The sequence below is a fragment of the Candidatus Eisenbacteria bacterium genome (genome assembly GCA_018831195.1).
Taxonomy (GTDB): Bacteria; Eisenbacteria; RBG-16-71-46; order CAIMUX01; family JAHJDP01; genus JAHJDP01.
Map to the genome: position 1 here is coordinate 218,401 of JAHJDP010000042.1, position 20,158 is coordinate 238,558.

General features: G+C 56.0%; 14 protein-coding genes. 5 read left to right on the forward strand and 9 right to left on the reverse strand.

What is annotated here, in order from left to right:
- Nucleotides 1–59: 59 nt before the first annotated feature.
- From KJ970_09065 to KJ970_09090, 6 genes are read right to left on the reverse strand one after another with little or no spacing between them, the layout of a single operon-like run.
- On the reverse strand, nucleotides 60–998 hold the full coding sequence (locus tag KJ970_09065) for a transporter (protein MBU2691067.1): 939 nt from the start codon (nucleotides 996–998) through the stop codon (nucleotides 60–62).
- A gap of 12 nt (nucleotides 999–1,010) precedes the next feature.
- Nucleotides 1,011–2,579: a trypsin-like peptidase domain-containing protein gene (locus KJ970_09070; GenBank protein MBU2691068.1), complete on the reverse strand. Its 1,569-nt coding sequence runs from the start codon at nucleotides 2,577–2,579 to the stop codon at nucleotides 1,011–1,013.
- A 52-nt stretch (nucleotides 2,580–2,631) separates the two neighbouring features.
- Nucleotides 2,632–4,197 (reverse strand): trypsin-like peptidase domain-containing protein, encoded by a 1,566-nt coding sequence (locus KJ970_09075; GenBank protein ID MBU2691069.1) that lies wholly within the window; start codon nucleotides 4,195–4,197, stop codon nucleotides 2,632–2,634.
- Between the two features lie 40 nt (nucleotides 4,198–4,237).
- Complete coding sequence (locus KJ970_09080; protein ID MBU2691070.1) at nucleotides 4,238–4,759, reverse strand: FHA domain-containing protein; 522 nt, start codon at nucleotides 4,757–4,759, stop codon at nucleotides 4,238–4,240.
- Nucleotides 4,760–4,773: 14 nt separating this feature from the next.
- Nucleotides 4,774–6,234 carry a protein phosphatase 2C domain-containing protein gene (locus KJ970_09085; GenBank protein MBU2691071.1) on the reverse strand — a complete coding sequence of 487 codons (1,461 nt, stop codon included), beginning with the start codon at nucleotides 6,232–6,234 and terminating at the stop codon, nucleotides 4,774–4,776.
- Nucleotide 6,235: 1 nt separating this feature from the next.
- Nucleotides 6,236–8,503 (reverse strand): protein kinase, encoded by a 2,268-nt coding sequence (locus tag KJ970_09090; protein MBU2691072.1) that lies wholly within the window; start codon nucleotides 8,501–8,503, stop codon nucleotides 6,236–6,238.
- Nucleotides 8,504–9,003: 500 nt separating this feature from the next.
- Between KJ970_09090 and KJ970_09095 the strand changes: the two genes are divergently transcribed.
- Together KJ970_09095 and KJ970_09100 are read left to right on the forward strand one after the other, a co-directional pair.
- A complete protein-coding gene (locus KJ970_09095) occupies nucleotides 9,004–10,248 on the forward strand; it encodes a hypothetical protein (GenBank protein ID MBU2691073.1) in 1,245 nt (414 codons plus the stop codon).
- 188 nt (nucleotides 10,249–10,436) lie between these two features.
- Nucleotides 10,437–11,780 (forward strand): NADP-dependent isocitrate dehydrogenase, encoded by a 1,344-nt coding sequence (locus tag KJ970_09100; GenBank protein ID MBU2691074.1) that lies wholly within the window; start codon nucleotides 10,437–10,439, stop codon nucleotides 11,778–11,780.
- 80 nt (nucleotides 11,781–11,860) lie between these two features.
- Here the strand turns inward: KJ970_09100 and KJ970_09105 are convergent, their stop codons facing one another.
- Genes KJ970_09105 through KJ970_09115 form a run of 3 tightly spaced genes read right to left on the reverse strand, consistent with a single transcriptional unit; the run spans nucleotide 11,861 to nucleotide 15,485 of the window.
- Nucleotides 11,861–12,886, reverse strand: coding sequence for a hypothetical protein (locus tag KJ970_09105; GenBank protein ID MBU2691075.1), 1,026 nt, complete (start codon nucleotides 12,884–12,886; stop codon nucleotides 11,861–11,863).
- Between the two features lie 11 nt (nucleotides 12,887–12,897).
- Nucleotides 12,898–14,472, reverse strand: a complete 1,575-nt coding sequence (locus tag KJ970_09110) for a hypothetical protein (GenBank protein ID MBU2691076.1) — start codon at nucleotides 14,470–14,472, stop codon at nucleotides 12,898–12,900.
- Nucleotides 14,473–14,483: 11 nt separating this feature from the next.
- Nucleotides 14,484–15,485, reverse strand: coding sequence for a hypothetical protein (locus tag KJ970_09115; GenBank protein MBU2691077.1), 1,002 nt, complete (start codon nucleotides 15,483–15,485; stop codon nucleotides 14,484–14,486).
- 380 nt (nucleotides 15,486–15,865) lie between these two features.
- Here KJ970_09115 and sppA point away from each other — a divergent pair, with 380 nt between their 5' ends.
- The 3 genes from sppA to ychF are packed head-to-tail and all read left to right on the forward strand — an operon-like array spanning nucleotide 15,866 to nucleotide 20,151.
- Entirely contained in the window at nucleotides 15,866–18,496 is a 2,631-nt protein-coding gene (gene sppA, locus KJ970_09120; GenBank protein ID MBU2691078.1) for a signal peptide peptidase SppA, read from the forward strand.
- A 17-nt stretch (nucleotides 18,497–18,513) separates the two neighbouring features.
- On the forward strand, nucleotides 18,514–19,032 hold the full coding sequence (locus KJ970_09125) for a YIP1 family protein (protein MBU2691079.1): 519 nt from the start codon (nucleotides 18,514–18,516) through the stop codon (nucleotides 19,030–19,032).
- Nucleotides 19,033–19,050: 18 nt separating this feature from the next.
- Nucleotides 19,051–20,151, forward strand: a complete 1,101-nt coding sequence (gene ychF, locus KJ970_09130; GenBank protein MBU2691080.1) for a redox-regulated ATPase YchF — start codon at nucleotides 19,051–19,053, stop codon at nucleotides 20,149–20,151.
- Nucleotides 20,152–20,158 lie beyond the last annotated feature (7 nt).

Below are 20,158 nucleotides of genomic sequence, written 5' to 3' on the forward strand. Positions count from 1 at the left end.
AAGGCCGGGCGGATCCTTTGGAGAACCCGCCCGATAATCAACGCCCTCTCGGTGCGATCCTAGAAGAGGAGGTCTAATCCCAAAAACGCCTGGTAGTCAAAGGCGGATAATTCCGGGCTTTGCAAATTGACAACCAAAGCGCCGCTAACGAAAATATTGGGCGCCGCCTTAAACCTCAAGCCGGGAGATATATCCAAATATGTCTCGCCGTCACTCACCGAGGCCAGAACTTCGCCACTGAGACCGACCTTGGCGCCGACGGCATAGACGGCTGAGGCGTCGAAGGACAGGCTGGTATCATAGTTCTCATCCGAGGGGATGGAAACACTGGCATCCCCGTGAAGATTCCAGCGACCTCTACGATGGCTGCCCGCGATGCCGGCGGTCCAGATCGTGCCCTCAATGCCCACCTCGTCATCGCCGGTGGGAAGAGTGATTAATCCGAACAGAGCCACCCGGGTTCGTCCGAGTTCCTGTTTCCAGAGTTGGTATTTTGAGTAGAGCTTCAGGTCGCCGAAACCGGAGATCGATTCGGAGGTGGAAGTGTCGATGGAGGCGCCCTGGTATGAAAAGGTGATATCGTGATCGATATCATAATTCAGCATCGGATAGAGATAACCTCCAACGGTGAGCTTTTCGGTTAAACCATAGAAAGCGGACACCGTCATCTGTGTGCTGGTTAGCGTGACTTCGTCATCACCGCGGATATAGGCGTACGGGAATCCATAGTCATCAAATATAGGAATATAATCTACCGATGTGTCCTTAAGCTCCCCATAAATAAAATAGGTGCCAAGGGTAAGTTGTCCTTTATCTAAAACATAACCCGACTCCGTCAGTACAGGCCCGCGATGGTACATGTCGTCACCCGCACCTCCGCCGAAGGATCCCCCGATGGCGCCGATCTGAGCGGCCGCTGTTTGCGGTATCAAGACCAGTCCCAGCATGATCCCAAGAGAAATGATGCAGTGCAGCCTTTGCAAATGGCACAAAGACATCGGATCTTCCTCCTATCCCTTCCTGTAGACCATGACGGAGCTGCCGACCTTGATGGTGTCACCCGGTTGCATTGTCGTTTCCTGAATCGAACGCTCGTTGACATGCGTCGGATTGGTGCCGCTGAGGTTCTTTACCATGATGGCGCCGGCGTTGTCGGCAAAGACAATGGCGTGCTCCCTCGAAACGGTCTCTTCGTTGATGACGATTTGGCATTTGGCGGCATCGCGCCCGATACGGATGCCATCGACGGTGATGGGGAAAGTATTGCCCTTCAGTGGACCTGTTTGCACAACAAGCTGGCCGAGATCGGCGCCGGCCTTCGGTTTTTTGGCCACCGCCGCCGCGCCTCCACCACGGCGGGTCCGCATGATACCTGTAACGATGAGGATGATTCCGATAAGGACGACCAGACCGATAATGAGCGTCGTTGTGGAAAAGCCGCCGCTTTCGCCGCCGCCGCCGCCCGACATCGCCTCACGCTGGAGCTTGGTCGCATCTTGAAGATCGGGCATCAACCGAAGGACTTCGGTGAACTTCGCAATGGCTTCCTGCGATTTTCCCTGATAGTACAAGTTTAGTGCGTCGGCCCAGGCTCGATCAAAGAGACTCGGGCTCGTATCAACGCCGGCCGCGCGGATGAATTCCTTCACGACATTGGAAGGGACGGCGAAGTTAAATCCCTGAATCGCCTGCTGTCCCTGATGAATGCTGATAAAGGTCGCCATCCCGATCACGTCGCCGTTGTCGTTGAAGACAGGACCGCCGCTGTTACCCCAGGTCACCGGAGCGTCGAATTGCAGAACATTGCTTCCCTTGACATCGAGTTTGAGGCTCGAGATCTGCCCCGTTGTGAAGCTCGCTTCCAGAACCGATTCAGGATTCAGGTAGGTGTGTTCCATGACGACGCCTGGATAACCGGCGACGTGTACGGCGGCGCCGATCTGCATGGTTCCCGAATCACCGATGCGGACCGTGGGAAGATCACGCCCTTCGATTTTTAGGACTGCAACATCCTTGCCGGTTTCCCAGGATTCCCAGGGAATCGAAGTCTTCCCCGGACGTCCGCTCATGGGAGGACTAAACTCCTTCACCTCCGCGGAATATTTCTTCCAATTCTGAAGATAGACGTCCAAATCCTTTTTGACGGAAATCTCAGCCGCAGAAAGAAACTGCTGGAAGAGGGCGACCTTCTCCTCGCTGGTCAATGGGCGGCCTTGCTTCTGTTCCGCTCCCGGAAAGACATTTTCCTCCAGGGCCCGCCACAACATCTGAGACTTCAATTGCTCATCGTTATTGTCGTGGTAGGTATCGACGACATGCCCGTTGGTCACGAGATATCCGTCGGCCGAGATAATCCATCCCGATCCCGAGCTGCTCATTTGGGTCTGCATTTCAATCGGACCCTGCTCGGTCTGAATCGTGATTTGGGCTTGAACGGACAGCCAAACCAAGACAACCGCCGGCTTGACGGAGTAATAGAGATGTTGACGCTGCTGGGCGTCGAGATCCGCATCAGCCGTTTGGAATGCGAAAAGTCCAAGGATGATTAAAGTGAGCGTGATTCCCAGCTTCCGGAACATGTCGGCCTCCTTCCTTGGTTCATTGAGGTGCATAGGCCCTGGAGTTCTTCATCTATGAGCTTTGATAAACCAGGACCGAGGTGCCGATCTTGATCGCATCTCCCGGCTTGATGACCGATTCCTGGATGGGCCGGTCATTCAAGTGAGTGGGGTTCGTTCCACTGAGATTCTTGATCATGACCTCGCCGCTATCCGACAGATAGATGAAGGCTTGCTCCCGCGAGATCGTCTCTTCGCTCAAGACGATTTTGCATTTTTGTGGATCGCGCCCGATGCGGATCCCTTCCGCCGTCATTGGAAAGCGGTTCCCCGCCAGCGGCCCTTCCCGGACGATGATCTGCCCCATCTCTTTGCCTGCCTTGGGTTTTTTCACGGCGGCCTTTCCTCCCGATCCTTTGCTCCGCATCAAACCGACAACAACAAGAATGATTCCAAGAATAATGACCAGGCCGATGATCATAGTTGTTGTTGAGAGACCGCCGCCACCGCCGCCGGCAGGGGCCGACATCGCCTCTCTCTGCAATTTGACGGCATCCGGCAGATCCGGCATCAGCCGGAGAGCTTCATCGAATTTTGCGATGGCTTTGTTCTTTTTACCGGAATAGTAAAGTTGAAGCGCATCACTCCATGTTCTATCAAAAAGGCTCGGGCTTGTATCAACACCGGCGGCGCGAACAAATTCCCGCACGACATTGGAAGGGACGGCGAAATTAAATCCCTGAATGGCCTGGGTGCCCTGGTGAATAGAGCCGAAGGTCGCCATCCCGATGACTTGGCCTTCATCATTGAAAACGGGACCACCGCTGTTGCCCCAAGTTGTCGATGCGTCCATTTGGAGAACATTACTGCCCTTGACATCCAGCTTGAGGCTGGAGATCTGTCCTCGTGTAAAGCTCGCTTCCAAGACCGATTCAGGATTGAGGTAGATGTGTTGCATGACGACGCCGGGATAACCGGCGACGTGAACAGTGGCGCCCAATTGAACCGTTCCGGAATCGCCGATTCGAACGGTAGGGAGATCCCGTCCTTCAATTTTTAAGATGGCGACATCTTTGCCGGTTTCGCTGCTGTCCCAAGGAAGAGCCAGCTTGCCGGCCTGTCCACTCATCGGCGGGCTATATTCCTTGACCTCGGCGGCGTACTTCTTCCAGTTCTGAAGATAGACGCTGAGGTCTTTCTTTAGGGTGATCTCCGATTGGGGCAGGAATGCCTGGAATAGCGCGAACTTCTCTTCATCAGTGAATTGCCGGCCTTCTTTTGCCTCAAGGGATGGGAAAATGCTTTCGGCGAGCGCTTGGTATAACAATTGCCTTTTTAGCTGTTCCTCGTTGTCGTCGTGGTAAAGCTCCGCCACGTGCCCATTCGTCACGAGATATCCATCCGCGGAGATCAGCCACCCCGAGCCGGATCCGGACATTTGCGATTCCAATTGCAGCGGACCCGTTTCGGTTTGGATATTGATCTGGGCCTGCACTGAGAACCAAACCAGGACAACGGCCGGCTTTACTTTATAATAAAGCCTTTGTCGGGCATCGGCATCGAGATCCGCCTGCACAGCCTGTGACATGAATAGGATCAAAACGACGAAAGATATGATCGTTCCCAATTTTCTAAACATTCCTGTCTCCTTCCCGGCACAGCCTGAATCACGCATGTGATTAACTTTCCCACTGAACGAATTTGAATATCCATTCGGAGGAGCCGAATGAGACCTGATCTCCGTCGGCCAATTTCTGACGGGCGATTTTTTTTCCGTTGATCATTGTTCCATTCGTGCTGTCGAGGTCCGTCAAAGTGAAACAGCCGTCAGCGAAACGGAGGCTGGCATGCTGATCGGAGGCATGAGAGTCGGTGAGACGGATATCGCAACCGGCGGCCGCTCCCAGCGTGGCCTTCTCGCTCTGGACGGTGTGGATCGTTCCTTGTGACGCGCCTTTGATCGAAACAAACCAGCCGACTCCATTGATGGCGGGTTTCGTACGGAGAATCTCGGTCTTTCTGACTTCCGGCCGCGGGGGTGGAGGCGGTGGCGTCTTCTTCACATCTTCCACTCTGACGGTCTTTGCCAGATCCGGGGAGCCCGTTCTGTCGCTGGGACAATAAGGGCAGACCTCCCAGGCTGGATCCATCAGATGCCCGTTGGGGCACATCTTCTTCGTTTTTCCCATATCGTCAGACATCACCTTGTCCTCCTTTATTCCGGAATAGAGTCCGGTTCGCTCACGATGACACTATCCGCCGCCGAGCTGGATGGGTCGCCCCCCATGCCTGCGGTTGATGGATCATCTGTCAAGGGGTCGGATGTTACCCGCTCCGATCCGGTTCCGGGGGGTGTACCCGCCTCTTTCACCTCCGGCGGCGAATCGATGGGTCGGGATTCTGTACTTCCATCGAGTGTGGCGCCCAAGCGCCGGATGAGTTCTTGCGCCCCGGGATCGACCGGCGTTCGGGGCAGCCGATTGAACAAAACTCTTTGTGCCTCTTTTTCCTGCCCTTCACTCAGCAGCGTCAATACCTGGCCATCCGCGAGGGCGTCAAAAATCATCTGAAGTTCCGCGGACGCCTTCTCTTTGTCTGTTTTGTGAATAAAGGTGAACCAGGCCACAGTGCCGGCCGCCAATATGACAATAGCCAGGCCGATCCAGATCAGGGTGCGGGGCCATTCCCGCCAACGGAAGCGGCGTTCCAGCGGCCCCAGTTGTCTGGCGGCGGCTCTTTCAAATGGCGATGGCATAGAGAGTGAGGATCCCGGATCGGTGTCGGCGATGGCGGCGTCGTATTTCGGCCCGGCATAGACTTCAGCATAGGGGTCCTCAGGGGAACCTCCGCGGGGCTTCATTTGTGGAGCCGTTATCACTCCGGCCGTGCTGGAGTCGAGATGAATCGCAATCACCGTGATATTGTCGGGACCGCCCGCTTCGTTGGCCATCCTGACAAGCCTGCCCGCCGCGGTCTGGGGCGGTTCTTCCATAAGCACCCGGGCCAGGGTTTTATCATCGACCTGTCCATGGAGACCGTCGCTGCAGAAAAGATACCGGTCGCCTGATTGCACAATCTCATGCCGTGTAAAAACATCGAGGCGGGTTTCCATCCCCAAGGCCTGGGTTAACAGATTCCGTCGCGGATGTTGAGCTTCCTCTTCCGCGGTCAGCAAACCGGCTTTTCGCTGTTGGGCGACCCAGGAATGATCTTCCGTGAGCTGTTCAAATACGCCGTTCCTCAATCGATAGCAACGGGTATCGCCGACATGGGCGAGCAAAAGATCGCTGCCCCGGATAATACCTAATGTTAAAGCGCATCCCATTCCCCGGTCGAGTCCCCGCTCTTTGGCCAGGCGCATCATGCCGTGGTTGACCTCGGTCAGGAGGGCCGAGAGATAGGAAAGGATACGATCGGACTCCTCTGGATGGGAGGCGTTGGAATCGGTAAGGGCTTCTTCGACCGCTTTGACCGCGTACTGGCTGGCGATATCCCCCGCATCGTGCCCGCCCATCCCATCCGCCACGACAAAAATGCCGTCAGCGAATGATCTTTGAGTTTCCCCTGGATAGGGCAGATTCAGGTAATAGGCATCCTCATTGCGATCCCTCTGCCGTCCTGTGTCTGTTTTAAACCCAACGGAAAGGGTCCAGGGATTCTTGCTCGATGCAGACATTTTAGTGGGTGTCTCCAAGGCTTTGAATCTCAGTGATCCACCAGCGTTTGCCGTCAAAGGCCAGCTTCCAGGCTTCTTCGCCCTCTTCCGTAACCTTTGAGCCATCAAGCTTGCTGGTTAAGGTAAACCGGGAACTCATCCAGACATTTGCATGCCGGTTGTCATCGAAATCGACGTCGAGATTCAGCAGACGGATATCCGAGATTTTGAAATATTCAAAGGTCTGTTTGAGTATGGGTTCGTATTCCTTCCGGATTCGACTTGAGGCGTCTGCCAGGGCTTTGCTGACATTGCCCTCTTGTAAGGCCTTCTTCTGCCGGTCGATAATCGAGCGGATGAGCTGACGGGCGCCGGCCTCATCGAACAGGTCTTGAGGCGGTTTGGTGTTCTCCGGCGCAACCGGTGTTTCCTCGACCGGTGGTTTTACAATCACCTTGTCCTCTTTGGGCTTCTCCTCTTCCGACTTCTCTTCATCCGCCGGATCCTTCTCCTCCTCAACATAGCCGTCCGATTCGGAATAGCTATCCGCCCAGTCTGTGGCGTCTTCATCTTCGGTGTCTTCAGCCTCGGAATCGCCTTCCTCCGTGGCGCCGTCTTTTTCTCCCGCCAGCTTTGCGATGGCGTCCTTTTCCTTTTCGGTCAGAACGCGGGGTTTGGGCTGTTGTGTATTCGGGATCTGCCGGTCGGAAACCGGCTGCGACTCTGTTCCCGACGTCAGGCCGGATGACATTTCATTGGATGAGAGAAAGGGATCGATGGGAGTCCGGGAGCAGAGTGGCTTCAAGAGAAGAATGAGCAAGGCGAGGAGAATAATCCCAACGCCGATCCAAAGATAACGTGCGGCGGGTGAACCCCCGCTACGGAATGGAGCGAAAAGCCGCCCCATGAGCGTCGGGGTGACACCGGGAACATGCTCCGCCGCCCGCGCGACACCCTCGGCCGCGACCCTTGCGCCGTCTTTGGCGATACGAGCTCCACCCTCAGCCGCGGCGTCGAGTCCTTCACGCGCCGCTTTGATACCGTGGCCTAATCCGTCGGCGGCGGCTTTCGCCCCCCCCTTGACGATTTTGGCGCCGCCCTCCGCCGCCGCATCGAACCCCTCGCGCGCCGCCTGGAGCCCCTCTTTTGCCACCTGCTTGGCGACCTGCCGCCCCTTATCCACGGCCCTTTGCGGATCCTTCGGCAGCGGTTCACCCGGTGCTCTCCGCGGGGGTGGCGCAGGGATAGCCATGGACGGATCGGAAATCGACGCCGGCGTTCTACAGAAGGGGCACTCCGGTGACAGGGGATCATATTGTTGTCCGCACTTCACACATGATCTGCGGATCGCCCGTCCGCATTTGGGGCAGGTAAGAAATTCACTCTTCAGAGGCGTGTGGCACTCGGGGCAGATCTGTTCCCCGGCTTTGGCGGATGGGGAGGCCGCCTGCCGCCGAAGAGCCATCCCGGGAGTCATCCCAAGATCCAGCATGAGAAGGGCTTCTTGTACTTCTCTGGCGGATGAATACCGGTCGCCGGGAGCCTTCTCGATCATCCGGTGAACGATGGCGCAGAGGCTTGCCGGCAGATCGGCTGCGACGGAATTCAGAGGAGTGGGCGCCTCCTGAATATGCTTCAGGGCAACGGCAAGGGGGTCATCAGCGCTGAAGGGGACATGGCCGCAGAGCATCTCATAAAGAACGATGCCGAGTGAATAGAGATCGCTGGCGGCGGAGACGGTTTGGCCGCGGGCCTGTTCAGGAGAAATATAGAGTGGCGTCCCCAGGAAGAGCCCGGTCTGCGTTTTGAATTTGGTGTCCCGCATATGGGCGATTCCGAAATCGGTCAGTTTCGGCTGCCCCGCCGTCGAGAAGAGGATATTGTCGGGCTTAATGTCCCGGTGAATGATCCCCTGGTGATGCGCTGCAGCGAGGGCATCCGCCAGCCGGGTGGCGATATCGCGGGCGTGCGCGGGATTGATCCGCCTTTGGACTTGCAACAGGGAGGAGAGGGAACCGCCGGAGACCAGCTCCATAATAATGAAGTGGGCGTCATCCTGTTCCTCAATATCGTAAATATGGACGATATTCTCATGAGCAAGACGGGCGAGGGTCTCAGCTTCCCGCTGGAAGCGGGCGAGATATTCCTTCGAGAGAGCGAGATGCGGCGGCAGCATCTTAACGGCAACGGTTCGATTAAGGGTGACCTGCGTCGCCTTATAGACGACCCCCATCCCCCCCCGGCCGATTTCAGCAGTAATTTGATATCGCCCGACCCGCTTACCGATCATATAACGAAAGGCCTCTTCCCAAGATATCCCAGAACAGCTCATCCCAGGATGGTGTGATATGGCCGTTTACACGCTAATCAAACTCTAAAAATACCCATACAAATCGAGATTTGTCTTCGATTTGAGGGCATCCAATATCAATGTTGAGAATTCCGCTCCTGATCTTCCAGATCTCCCGAATCCATCCTCCAGCGCTAGGATAGATATACTGCAAAGCCCTAAATAATAATTGGTTAGGTTCGGACCCCTGTCAACCCTTTTGAGAGCAGGAATTCTGTGGGAAAGCGAGATCTTTACGACCTGGCGGAGAATTCCGAGCGTTGTCCATCCGACAGTTAGTTGGAGATCCTTGAATGAACGGTTCTTTTGTCGTATAATGGTTGAGACTCAGAGGATATCCCCGGTCGTCGAGATTTCGACATCCGGCGGATTTCTCTGCGTTTCAAGACAACATGTTGTCCTTAATTACACATCTTTGGGAATGGGGAGGCAACAACCCTATGAAAAAGGTTCAACTCTTGGTTCTTGGATTAACGGCGCTCCTGATGGTTGGATCCGCTGTTGCCCAAGAAATAGTCATCAACGAGATATACTATGACAGCATTAGAGACGAGGGTTGCTTTACAGAGCTCAAAGGCACACCCGACATGTCTCTGGATGGATTCTCGCTGGTAGGCGTCAATGGAAATGGTGGCGCCATCTATGCGACGATCGATCTGGCTGGCTACTCAGTTCCTGCTGATGGGTATTTCGTCGTATGTATGGATGCCACGGTCCCTGAAGCCGATATGATCGCTCCTCTTGCCGATTGGCAGAATGGCGCTGATCAAGTCCAGCTGGTCTTCACAGGCCAGGTCACTGAGATTATCGACTCCATCTGCTACGGTGGCACCGTGGATCTGGTTTGCGAAGGCGACCCCGGTCCCGACGTATCGGCCGGATCCAGCACCTCTCGTTGTCCAGATGGATCGGACACGAACGACAACGCGTTTGATTGTTATGCGGATGACACTCCGACTCCCGGCGTCATGAACGATGCCGATTGTGCACCTCCGGTGCCGACCGAGTATAGTTTGTGCGAAATCATGGAGATCGATGTTGATGGATTCCCGGTACACTTCGGTGAATTCGTTCACATCACGTCACCTGTAAGAACACTCAACGAGAACCTCATCTATTCAGCTGGCCGCTTGGAAGTCGGGGTAACCGACCTCGAATGCTGTTCGCTGCTCTTTGATTACAACTACACCGCACCCTATCCTGCCGGAACGGTCTTTGATGTGACGGGTACCGTTGATTTCTATAACGGTAAGATCGAACTCGCATCTCTGACCCTTATCGAGCAGGGGAATGATGTGCTGCCGGATCCGTATGAGATCACGACGGGTGAAGTGGCCATGTACGGTGAGACGTATGAATCCTGTCTGATCTGGATCTGCGGTCTGGCCATCACAGAGGGCGCGTGGCCTGTGGACGGCGTCGACGCCAACCTGGTGGTTGATGACGGCTCCGGTCCGACAACCTTGCGGATTGACAAAGACACCGATATCGATGGCTCGGCCGCTCCTGTAGAGCCGTTCACCGCTGTCGGTATCCTCGGTCAGTATGATAGCACCGGTCCGTACTTTGATGGCTACCAGTTCCTCCCGAGGAACTTGGGTGACATCTATTCCGGTTTGGATTGTCCTCAGCCCACACCGACGCGGCAGACCACTTGGGGTCAGATTAAGACGACCTATAAGTAATCAGCTTCGCTCGGCGTGAGTGCCGGAATCTGGTTAGGGGGCGGGATATCATCCCGCCCCCTTTCTGCGGCCGGTCAATTTATTTTCTGCTCTCCCTCATTTCCGCATTCAAGCTGATGACTTAAACGATCTATCGACGTACAATAGCCGGACGATGGCGGAACAAGGACACAGCCAGGAGGTTCAAAGTGACCCGATTTAAAGAAGTTAAGATACCGGAAGGCGATCTCATTGAAATCAAGAATGGGAAGTTGAGTATCGGAGATCGGCCGATCATCGGCTATTTAAGGGGGGATGGGATCGGCCTCGATATAACACCCGCCATGCAAATGGTCGTCGATGCGGCGATTGAAAAGGCCTACGGCGGGAAACGATCGATTGCCTGGTGTCCGCTGTATGCCGGATTGGAAGGTTTGCAGAGATACGGCAGCGAATTCCCCGAGGAGACGGTGGATGCGATCCGTCATTTGAAAATCGCGATCAAGGGGCCCTTCACAACGCCCATTGGGGAAGAGACCCATGTCTGTCTCCATTGCGCCCATCAGCAATATCATGCGGGGACCTGCGATAAATGCAAAAAGGATGACGGGGTTTGTGAGAGATTCCGTTCGATCAATGTGCGTTTCCGCCAGCATCTTGATCTCTATGCTTGTGTGCGGCCGATTCGCTATATTGAAGGCGTTCCTTGTCCGAACAAATATGCCGATAAAGTAAACTTTATCATTTTCCGCGAGAATACTGAAGATGTCTATGCCGGCTATGATTTTGAGAAGGGCAGTGATATCGCCATGGCGATTATCGATCTCATCAAGGAGAAGACAGGACGTGAGATCCGGCCGGATTCAGGTATCGGGATCAAGCCGATCTCCCTTTTCGGCACGACGCGGCTTGTACGAAAAGCGATCCAATGGGCCGTCGATCGGAAGCTTTCCTCTGTCACCATAGTACATAAGGGAAACATCATGAAGTTTACCGAGGGGTCGTTCTGCAAATGGGGATATGAGCTGGCCGCGAAGGAATTCGGCGATTGTACCCTATCCGAGAAGACTCTCTGGGATGAACTCGACGGCAAGATGCCGGCAGGCAAGATCCTGATCAAGGACCGGATCGCCGATTCGATCTTCCAGCAGATCCAGACACGGCCCGACGAGTACAGCGTCATGGCCCTGCCCAATCTAAACGGCGACTATCTTTCGGATGCCAGTATTGCGCTGGTCGGAGGCCTGGGTCTTGGACCGGGGGCGAATATGTCTGATGATATCGCGCTCTTCGAAGCGACGCACGGCACGGCCCCGAAGTACACTGGAATGGATAAAGTCAATCCGGGATCCCTCATCCTTTCCGCCGTAATGATGCTCGAGCATATGGCCTGGGATGAGGCCGCCCGTCTTATCGACAAGGGTATGGCCGCCGCCATCAAAAATGGTGTCGTCACCTATGATCTGGCGCGTCTCATGCAGCAGGAGGGCCGCAAGGATGTCAACGAAGTCTCCTGTTCGGGGTTCGGGAGGGCGATTGTTGAAAGGATGTAAGTGCCGGCAGGTTCCAGCCGAATCTGAAAAGGAGGGTGGGATTTCGATCCCACCCTCTTTTGGCGATAGTTGTTTGCCGTTTATTTGCCGCCGTTTGGATCACCGGTCGTCATAAAGTTAATCGAGGACTGCAGCAGGCCCTTGGCATATTCGGTATTGTGGATTCCAAGCGACCGGTCTTCTTCGACAAATACGAGATTATAGACGGCGCCGGAGGAATCGGCGTCGGTGACGACACGGTCGGCCATCGGTGCGCCCTCTTCATCGAGCAGGCCGGCGCCGGTCAGAATCTCCTTTAGCTCCGACAACAGCGCTTCCATCTCTTCCTGGAGGCCGTCCCGATCGAATGTCGTGATGGTGTTGCTGCCGGTATGGCAACCGGCGACGTTGCAGCCGGCGAGGTTTTCAATCTCGTGGCCTTCGTCCCGCATATTGAAACTATGACCGCCCACCGCTTCATTAATCGCGGCCGACATATGGCAATCGATGCATCCATTGAGGGCGGTGCTGGTATGGGCCGAGCTGCCGTAGCTATAACCGGCATACTCATAAGCATTCCGGCCCTCCAGCATATCCGCCTGGTTGCTGTGATGGGGCCCGAAGCGTGAATCCAGGGTCAGGGTATCAACGACGGTTGTGGAGGCATCCGACCGGCTCTGGTGGCAACGGGCGCAGAGGTTTGAAGCACCTCGATCATAGATGTCCCCATTGGCCAGGGTGACCGTGCCGGTGACGCGCACATCGAGATTTCCGTTGGTATGCGGCATATGGCAGGTGAAACACCCGATCGATGTGAAGTGGTCCCCTGACGCCGGCACCCCGGTCACGGACGCCACAAATCCTTCAGCCGTGTGGCAGGGCTCGCACGATTCGTAACGGCTCGAATAAAGCCGGTTCCGGTTGACGTTGGCGCCGGATCCATGGGTCGACTCTTCCCACTGTCTTTGTGCGGCCACGAGATCGAGTTCGTTGTCGTCGTGGCAAGTGAAGCAAGTGGAGAGCTCGGCACCGGTCTTGACTTCGGTGACCACTTCCCGATCGCATCCCGCAAAGAGAATGAGGACGGCGGCCAGTGTAAAGATTCCCAAAACACATGATTGCTTCATAACCCTCTCCTTTAGAAACTCAGATCCCTCGAGAGACTGATTTCCCATAAGTTCGCGGTGTCGTACCGGTCACTTGCCAGAAAATCATCGAAGTTGTGAACATTATATTTTGTGATGAAGTGATAAACTCCGGCGATGCGGACGTCGCCGGAAAAATTGAGATTGAAACTCTCTGCATCCAAATCCCGCCGGCTCCGGTAATAAATCGCCCCGAAACCGAGAACGAGATTTCTGTACTCTTTGGTTTCCAGATTCCCTTGGAGCGTCTGTTCCGTGAACTCAAAGGCCAAGGCATCATCGATATTGTCATAGTCGCCGATGGAATATGTATATCCGGCCGACATTACCCCGAGCTTCGGGCATGTTGCGCTGAGATTGGCTGAAAACCGCTTGAAGTCGATGATGTGGTCCAGTCTTTCGTTTTCGCGGCGCCGGCTTTCATATTTGAGCGACAGCATGCCCGAATCGCAGCACCTCAAACGGCCGGTGATCCGCCAGCGATTGAGATCCTCGTCGCCAAGAAGGCGCTGGCCCTCATTGACCTCTTCGCTTCGGTTTCCAAATTCCCCCTGCAGCCGGACCCGCTCGAAAGGCAGGACCCAGCCGGAGAAATAGAAGGAGTTGGCTTCAACCTCATCCTCAAAGTCATCATTGAGGTCGTGCTGATACCCTATCGTTCCCCCGGCGGTTTTAGAGCCGGCATATCCGGCATAAAAGGCGTTCGAAATATTGTCGGTATTGATAGTATCGTTGTCATCGCCGGCGCGGTTGAAGCGGACGTCGGCCCTCAATGAGAATCCCTTTGGAAAAGCGATATTCGCGCCTCCCCATCCAGTATTTGAGAAGATCTCCGCCTTGGAATGATCGAATCGGCTTTCATATCTCGATAAGCCGCCGAAGACTGCGAGGAACTCATATCTTGGAATGGGCGTGTACAGATTCGCTCGCAGCCGGCGGCGCGATTGGTCCCGGGTTGGGTCAATGTCGTCGGCATAATCGATCGTGCGGAGATCGACTTGGAGCATGCGGCCCTTGTGGTTCAAACGCACGCCTCCGTGAAGATCGGCCTGATTGTAATCGTGACGTATCGTGGGATCTTCATCGGCGTTGGCCAAGAGGCTGAGGTCGGATAGGGCCACCGCGGTCCCTTCCCGTTCGGTATTTGCGGCGCCGCCGTAAAACCGAATGAAAGCAGCCGGAGCAAACCAGAATGTTCCGCCGACCTGTTCCCTCTCTGTGGAATCGAATCCCTCCGCGTCATAGATGCGGCGATAATGACGCTCGTTGATATCGAACCCGAACAGGCGGGATCGGGTGAAACCCAATTGGGCGCTTCTGTTTTCAAGTCCGATATTTCGCAGATCGGCCTTAATTCGATTTCCGTTCTTGAATGTATAATTGAACCTTTCCATCGAGAGATTGAAACCTTCATAATAATTAAAGGTGCCATAATCGACGGAGCGGTTTCCCTCTGTGTCGAGAATGAGATAACCGGCTCTTAGTGAACCGCTTCCTGACGCTTCCCCCGCTGCCGGGAGACCGGAGAGACAAAGCACCAAAAGGAATAGAATTGCGGATCTCATCATCGCCTCTCTCCCTAATTTCCAAAGGAATGGCAGCCGGATTGAAAGCAGTCGGGGAATAGTTTGACGCCCAATTGCGGATCAAGAAATCTCGAGTCTTCGTAGGAACCGTGAATCTCGCTGTGGCAATCGATGCACTGCAGCCGGACGCCGAGGCCGCTATGCGCCAGTTGGTGCCCGGGAGGGATTCCATGGCACTGATTGCAGAGACCGTTCCCTGGCTGCTTTAACAGGCGATCATTGCCCGATCCGTGAGGTTCGTGACATTCAATGCATCCGCCGCCGTTGACCAGATGTTTGTTGACGACATCGTGTTCAAAGGGGAATGGTCCCGAATGCTCGGCATGGCATTCTTGACAACGCCAATCAAAACCGATCGCGGTTAACGTGTTCCCGGCCATCCCTAATTCATGGCAATCGGTGCATTCGAGATATCCGGCTTCAAGGGGATGGGATGATCGGCGATGGAATTCAACGATGATACTATTGTGGCACCTGGCGCAGGGCCCACCCTTCATTTGTGAAAACTTTTGTGAACGCTCTTGTGAACGCTCTTGTGACGGGGCGTCGATCTCCAGCCGCCCATGGATCCCGTGGCAATCGGAACAGGTGATATTGGCGAGGGCGTGCGGGTCGGGTCCGGCCATTTGGACTTGGTGAGGCGTCATATGGCACCGGCCGCAGAGGGTCACCTGCCCGGCAGGGGTCATTTCCCTGGGGGTGGTTATGTTGTCCCGAGACGGATCTTCCAGATGGTTGCGCCAGCCCACATGACAGGACATGCAGGTCGCACCCTCGGGATCCGCGCCATCCTTCCGGACTCCGCTGATTTGGTGCGCGGTTCCAACGAGTGATTGATCCAATCCTTCGTGACACCCCAAGCACTCATCGATCTGTTCAGCAATGAGGCCGGGGGAGGAGGAGGGCTGCGCGGCCACGCTCCCCGGGCCACCCATCACCGCACAGACGAAACCCACCACGATGATCGTTGCGCCGATGCGCTTTCCGATTCGCATAGGTACCTCACTCTGGCGACCAACGGACAATAAGTTCATTTCATGATATGCAAAGAGCTGGTGTCGACGCACAAGATAGATATCGTCAGAAGATCGTGGTTCATTAGAAATGACTAGTATTTTAATAGGATATAACCAACACGCCTTCAGTGGGCAATTATACGGCAAGAGGAAGAAATACAATTAATATTTTAAATTTCAATAACCGATAACCCACTGAATAGCTGCTAACTGGATCTAGTAATATGACTTATTGAGATCTGGTCCTGATATCCTCTCATTCGATCGAGGGGGAGGGATCAGCAATAAATTGAGCGGGGGGGGCTTCTCTAACTACACTGGGGCTGGAGAGTTATGAACTGATCGCGGAGGGGAGCGATATGAAACAAATCCGGATTTCAAGATTTTGCGGCCGACCGGCCGTCCGCCTTTGCCTCAGGCTCATGGTCATGACGGTCCTTCTCCTCCCGCTTTTCCACACCCCGGTTCCCGCGGACCATCTGGTGGGGGAGGGGCTTCTCGCGCGCATCGCCGCGGTCGCTCTGGAGGATGATGCCGGCGCCAATCTAATCAATCCGGCGGGTCTGGGATGGTCGACCGGGCAGGATCTCTACCTGATCCTGAGTGAGTTGCACCGGCAAGTGCCCTCACCGGCCGGCACGGTGGGATCTCCGTCGGTCGATGATCAACGGCGGCGTCTGCTTGGGGCTGGAGGGCAATATAGAAGAGTGGGAATAGCCTTTGAACGCCTTGATAGCGGCGGCCGTTCCCGTGTCGACCAGTGGACGCTGGGGTTTTCACAATCGATGCGGCGTTGGCTTTCGACCGGATACAGTCTATCAAGGCTTCATGTCGGTGACATCTCGGCCTGGCGCTTCAAGGTGGGACTGCTGGCCCGCCCGCATGACGCCGTTTCGATTGGTTGTACTATCTCAGACCTATTTCAATCCCGTATCGACCCCGATGTCCTGCATCGTTCGTATCGCGCGGGCCTCGGCCTTCGTCCCCTGCCGGGCCGATTGAGGGAGAGATGGACCTTGTTTGCGGAGATCGAGGGGGATGAGCAAGAAAAATGGATCGATGACGCCATCCTCGCCACCGGCTTCCGCATAGAGCCGTTATCCGGCATCCATCTCTCAGCCGCCCTCTCCAATCCCTTGAATGAGTTCGGCGACGATCCCCAATTCCATGTCGGTCTGGCGGTTCAGTTTTCGACCTCCCGGATCGAAGGCGTTTATGGGTGGCATGCCGATGATGACACGACGCGCTCCGCCGGCGGCGCCTTGCATCTGCTGGGCGACCGTCCACGGACACTCTCCAAAAACCCTGTTTTTACCTCTCTGGCGTTGAGGGGATCCTTGTCGGATGAAACCCGAAGCGGGATCCCCCTGCCGATCCCCTTTGTTGGGGGAGGGCGCCGCACCGGTGTCGGTTCGATCATGACCGCGCTGAAAAATGCCCGCGAGGATTCCGACATCCGCGGTGTTTTGTTAAAGATTGGATCCGTCTCCGGCGGCAGCCATCTGGACGAGATCCGTCATCAGATCCAACAGATTCAGGCGTTGGGCAAACCGGTCATAGCCTATATCGAAGAGGGGGGATCGCATAACGGATACGGTCTCGCGACGGCGTGCGACGGTATTGTACTGGCCCCCGGGTCCGCTCTTTATCTGCTGGGTGTGCGCTCCGACATCCTCTATCTCGGCGAGATGATGGACAGTCTCGGCATCGGGATGAGCAGGATTGCGAGTGGGGAATTCAAAACAGCTTATGAGCGATACGAGCTGGGTTCAGCGAGCCCCGGTTTTCGTGAGGAGATGGAAGCGCTCTTCGATGATCACTGGTCCCGGTGGGTTGAGGCGGTCGCCGCCGGCCGGAATCTTGATCCCGCAAGGGTGCGCGAGCTGGCGGATGGCCGCGTTCTGAGAGCCGAGGAGGCCATGATCGCCGGCCTGGTCGATTCGGTGGGAACGGTCGATCTGGCCCGGCGGTGGCTCTCTACTATGGCCGGCATGGATGATGGGGAAGCGCCGCTGACGAGCACCATCCATCGGCGCCTTCGGCGGACCGCTTGGGGGCCGCAGCCCATCGTTGCCGTCTATTACATGAATGGTTTTGTTTCCGTCGGTTCCTCGCGCCGCCCGATCTTTGGGGACAAGATTCTGGGTGCTGATACGGTTCGGCGGGATTTGAAGGCGCTGGCGGCGAACAAGGCGGTCAAGGCGGTCGTCCTGCGCGTCGAATCGGGTGGAGGTTTGGGGCTCGGCGGAACTTTGATCCGCGAGGCGGTCCTGGATCTCAAGGCCTCCGGCAAGCCGGTTATCGTCTCGATGGGGCGTGTGGCCGCTTCCGCCGCCTATCATTTCTCGGCGGCGGCCGATTATCTCTTCGCTTCCCCAGGCACCTACACCGGCTCGATCGGCGTCATCCTGGTTCGCCCCGATTATGCCGGGCTCCTCAATCGTCTGCATATCCACCCCGAGACGATTGAGAGGGGCGACCGGATGGGTTTGTGGACCCAGGTCCGACCGCTGACGGATGAAGAGCGGGAGATGGCCGGGGGGTGGGTTCGGGCCGAGTACGAAGATTTTATTGCCGATGTCGCCGAAGATCGCGCGATGACGCCGGATTCTGTGAACAGTATCGCCAAGGGGCGGGTTTGGACCGGCCGGCAGGCGTTGGAGCGGGGTCTGATCGACGAGATCGGCGGGCTGGAGGATGCGATAGGAGCGGCGCGTGAGAGGGCCGGTCTTTCCGCGAGGGCGAAGATTGTCCCGATCGTCCGCCCCAGCCACCGTTCCATCATGAATCTCGCCCGGGGATTTCTATTCAGGACGGTTTGGGGCGATCAAGAATCGGCGGCCGAAGAATCCCGCTTTTGGGCATCCGCCGGTCTTATACCCGGCACAGAAATTTTAATCGACCCCGCTTCTTTGTTTCCACATGGGATGGGAAGCTCTATCCTTCCCCTTGAGTATTCCCCGATTGGAGATCTGCTACTTAAAGAATGAAAAGTTGAGGAGGCATAATGACATTCACCGAATCGATCAAGGAATCCTTGGAAATCGTAAAGCTTAACCGCGAGGCTTACCGGCGGACGGCGGAAAACCCCGAGACGTTCACTTGGGCTCTTGTTATCACGGCGATCGCCGGTGTTTCCAGCGGGCTTGGGCCCGGAATGATCGGCAGCGCCGGTTTTGTTTGGCTCCCCATCGCCGCCCTCGCCGGACTCTTCATCGGTGTCGGAATCATGCATCTCCTCGCCATGCTCTTCGGCGGCCAAGGCGATTTCATGGGTTTTGTTAAAGTCTGCGGGTTCGGCAGGATCGTCGGCTGGGCGGGTGTTATCCCCTTTGTGGGCGGATTGGTTCAGCTCTGGATGCTTCCCATCGTTTTCATCGCGCTCCAAGAGCATCACAAGTTGGATACGGCCAAGGCGGTCATCGTCCTCTTGATCCCGACCGTTGTCTTCGGTCTGTTGGCGATCATCATGGGCGCCTTCATTGGAGCCGCGATACTGGGTGGAGCCTTCCTGGGAGGCCACTAATCAACGGCGGGTTCAGCCATGGGATTACGCATCGGTATCCTGGGACTCCCCAATGTCGGGAAGTCGAGTCTTTTGAATGCCCTCACCTCCGCCGGTGTCGAGGCCTCGAACTATCCCTTCACGACGATCGAACGCAATGTGGGGATGGTTTCCGCGCCCGATCCGCGGCTGGAAATCCTGGCCGCGACGTTGGAGCCCGATGAAGTCATTCCGGCCTCCGTCACGTTTGTCGATATCGCCGGATTGATTGAGGGGGCCAGCCGGGGCGAGGGTCTGGGCAACAAATTTCTCGCCCATATCAGAGAGGTTGATGCGCTGGCGCATGTCGTTCGCTGCTTTAACGACGAGAATGTTGTTCATGTCCACGGCGTCGTCGATCCGATCGCCGACCTGGAGATAGTCGAAACGGAACTTCTGCTGGCCGACCTTGATCGCGTCGAGAGGACGGCCGAAAAGATAAAGAAGGTTTTCAAGGCCAAGCCCACCGCCGCCCTGCCGCTGATGGAGATCCTTGATATGGCGGCCGGCCGGTTAAGGGGCGGTGAACCCGGCCGCCGCTGGCCGCGGGAGCTGCTGGAATCCCTGCGCCGCGAGGAAGCATTTCAGGATCTGCATCTGCTCACGGCAAAACCGGTGGTCATCGTGGCGAATGTACAAGAAGATCATCTCGATGGCGAGCCATGGATCAGCCGCCTGCGGGAACGGCTGGGGGTTGCTGAAGAGGTGATCCCGATCCCGATTAAGCTTGAAGCCGAAATCTCCGAACTGCCGGAGGATGAAGCGGCCGAATTTCTAAAGGAACTCGGCGCAGGGGAACGGGGATTGGACCGGCTTGTTCGGACCGGCGCCAGGCTGCTCAAGCTGATCACCTTTTATACAATCGCTAATGATAAACTTCAGGCCTGGAATATCCCTGAAGGGACCCGGGCGGTTGACGCCGCCGGGAGAATTCATACCGATATGGCGAAAGGATTCATCCGGATGGAGGTTATGGCCTATAAAGACCTGGTCGATACGAGGTCCCGGGTGGAGTTGCACCGCAAGGGGCTCATCCGGGCCGAGGGAAAGGATTACCGCATTGCGGATGGGGATGTTTGCCAGGTTCTGTTCAAGGTTTGACGAGGGG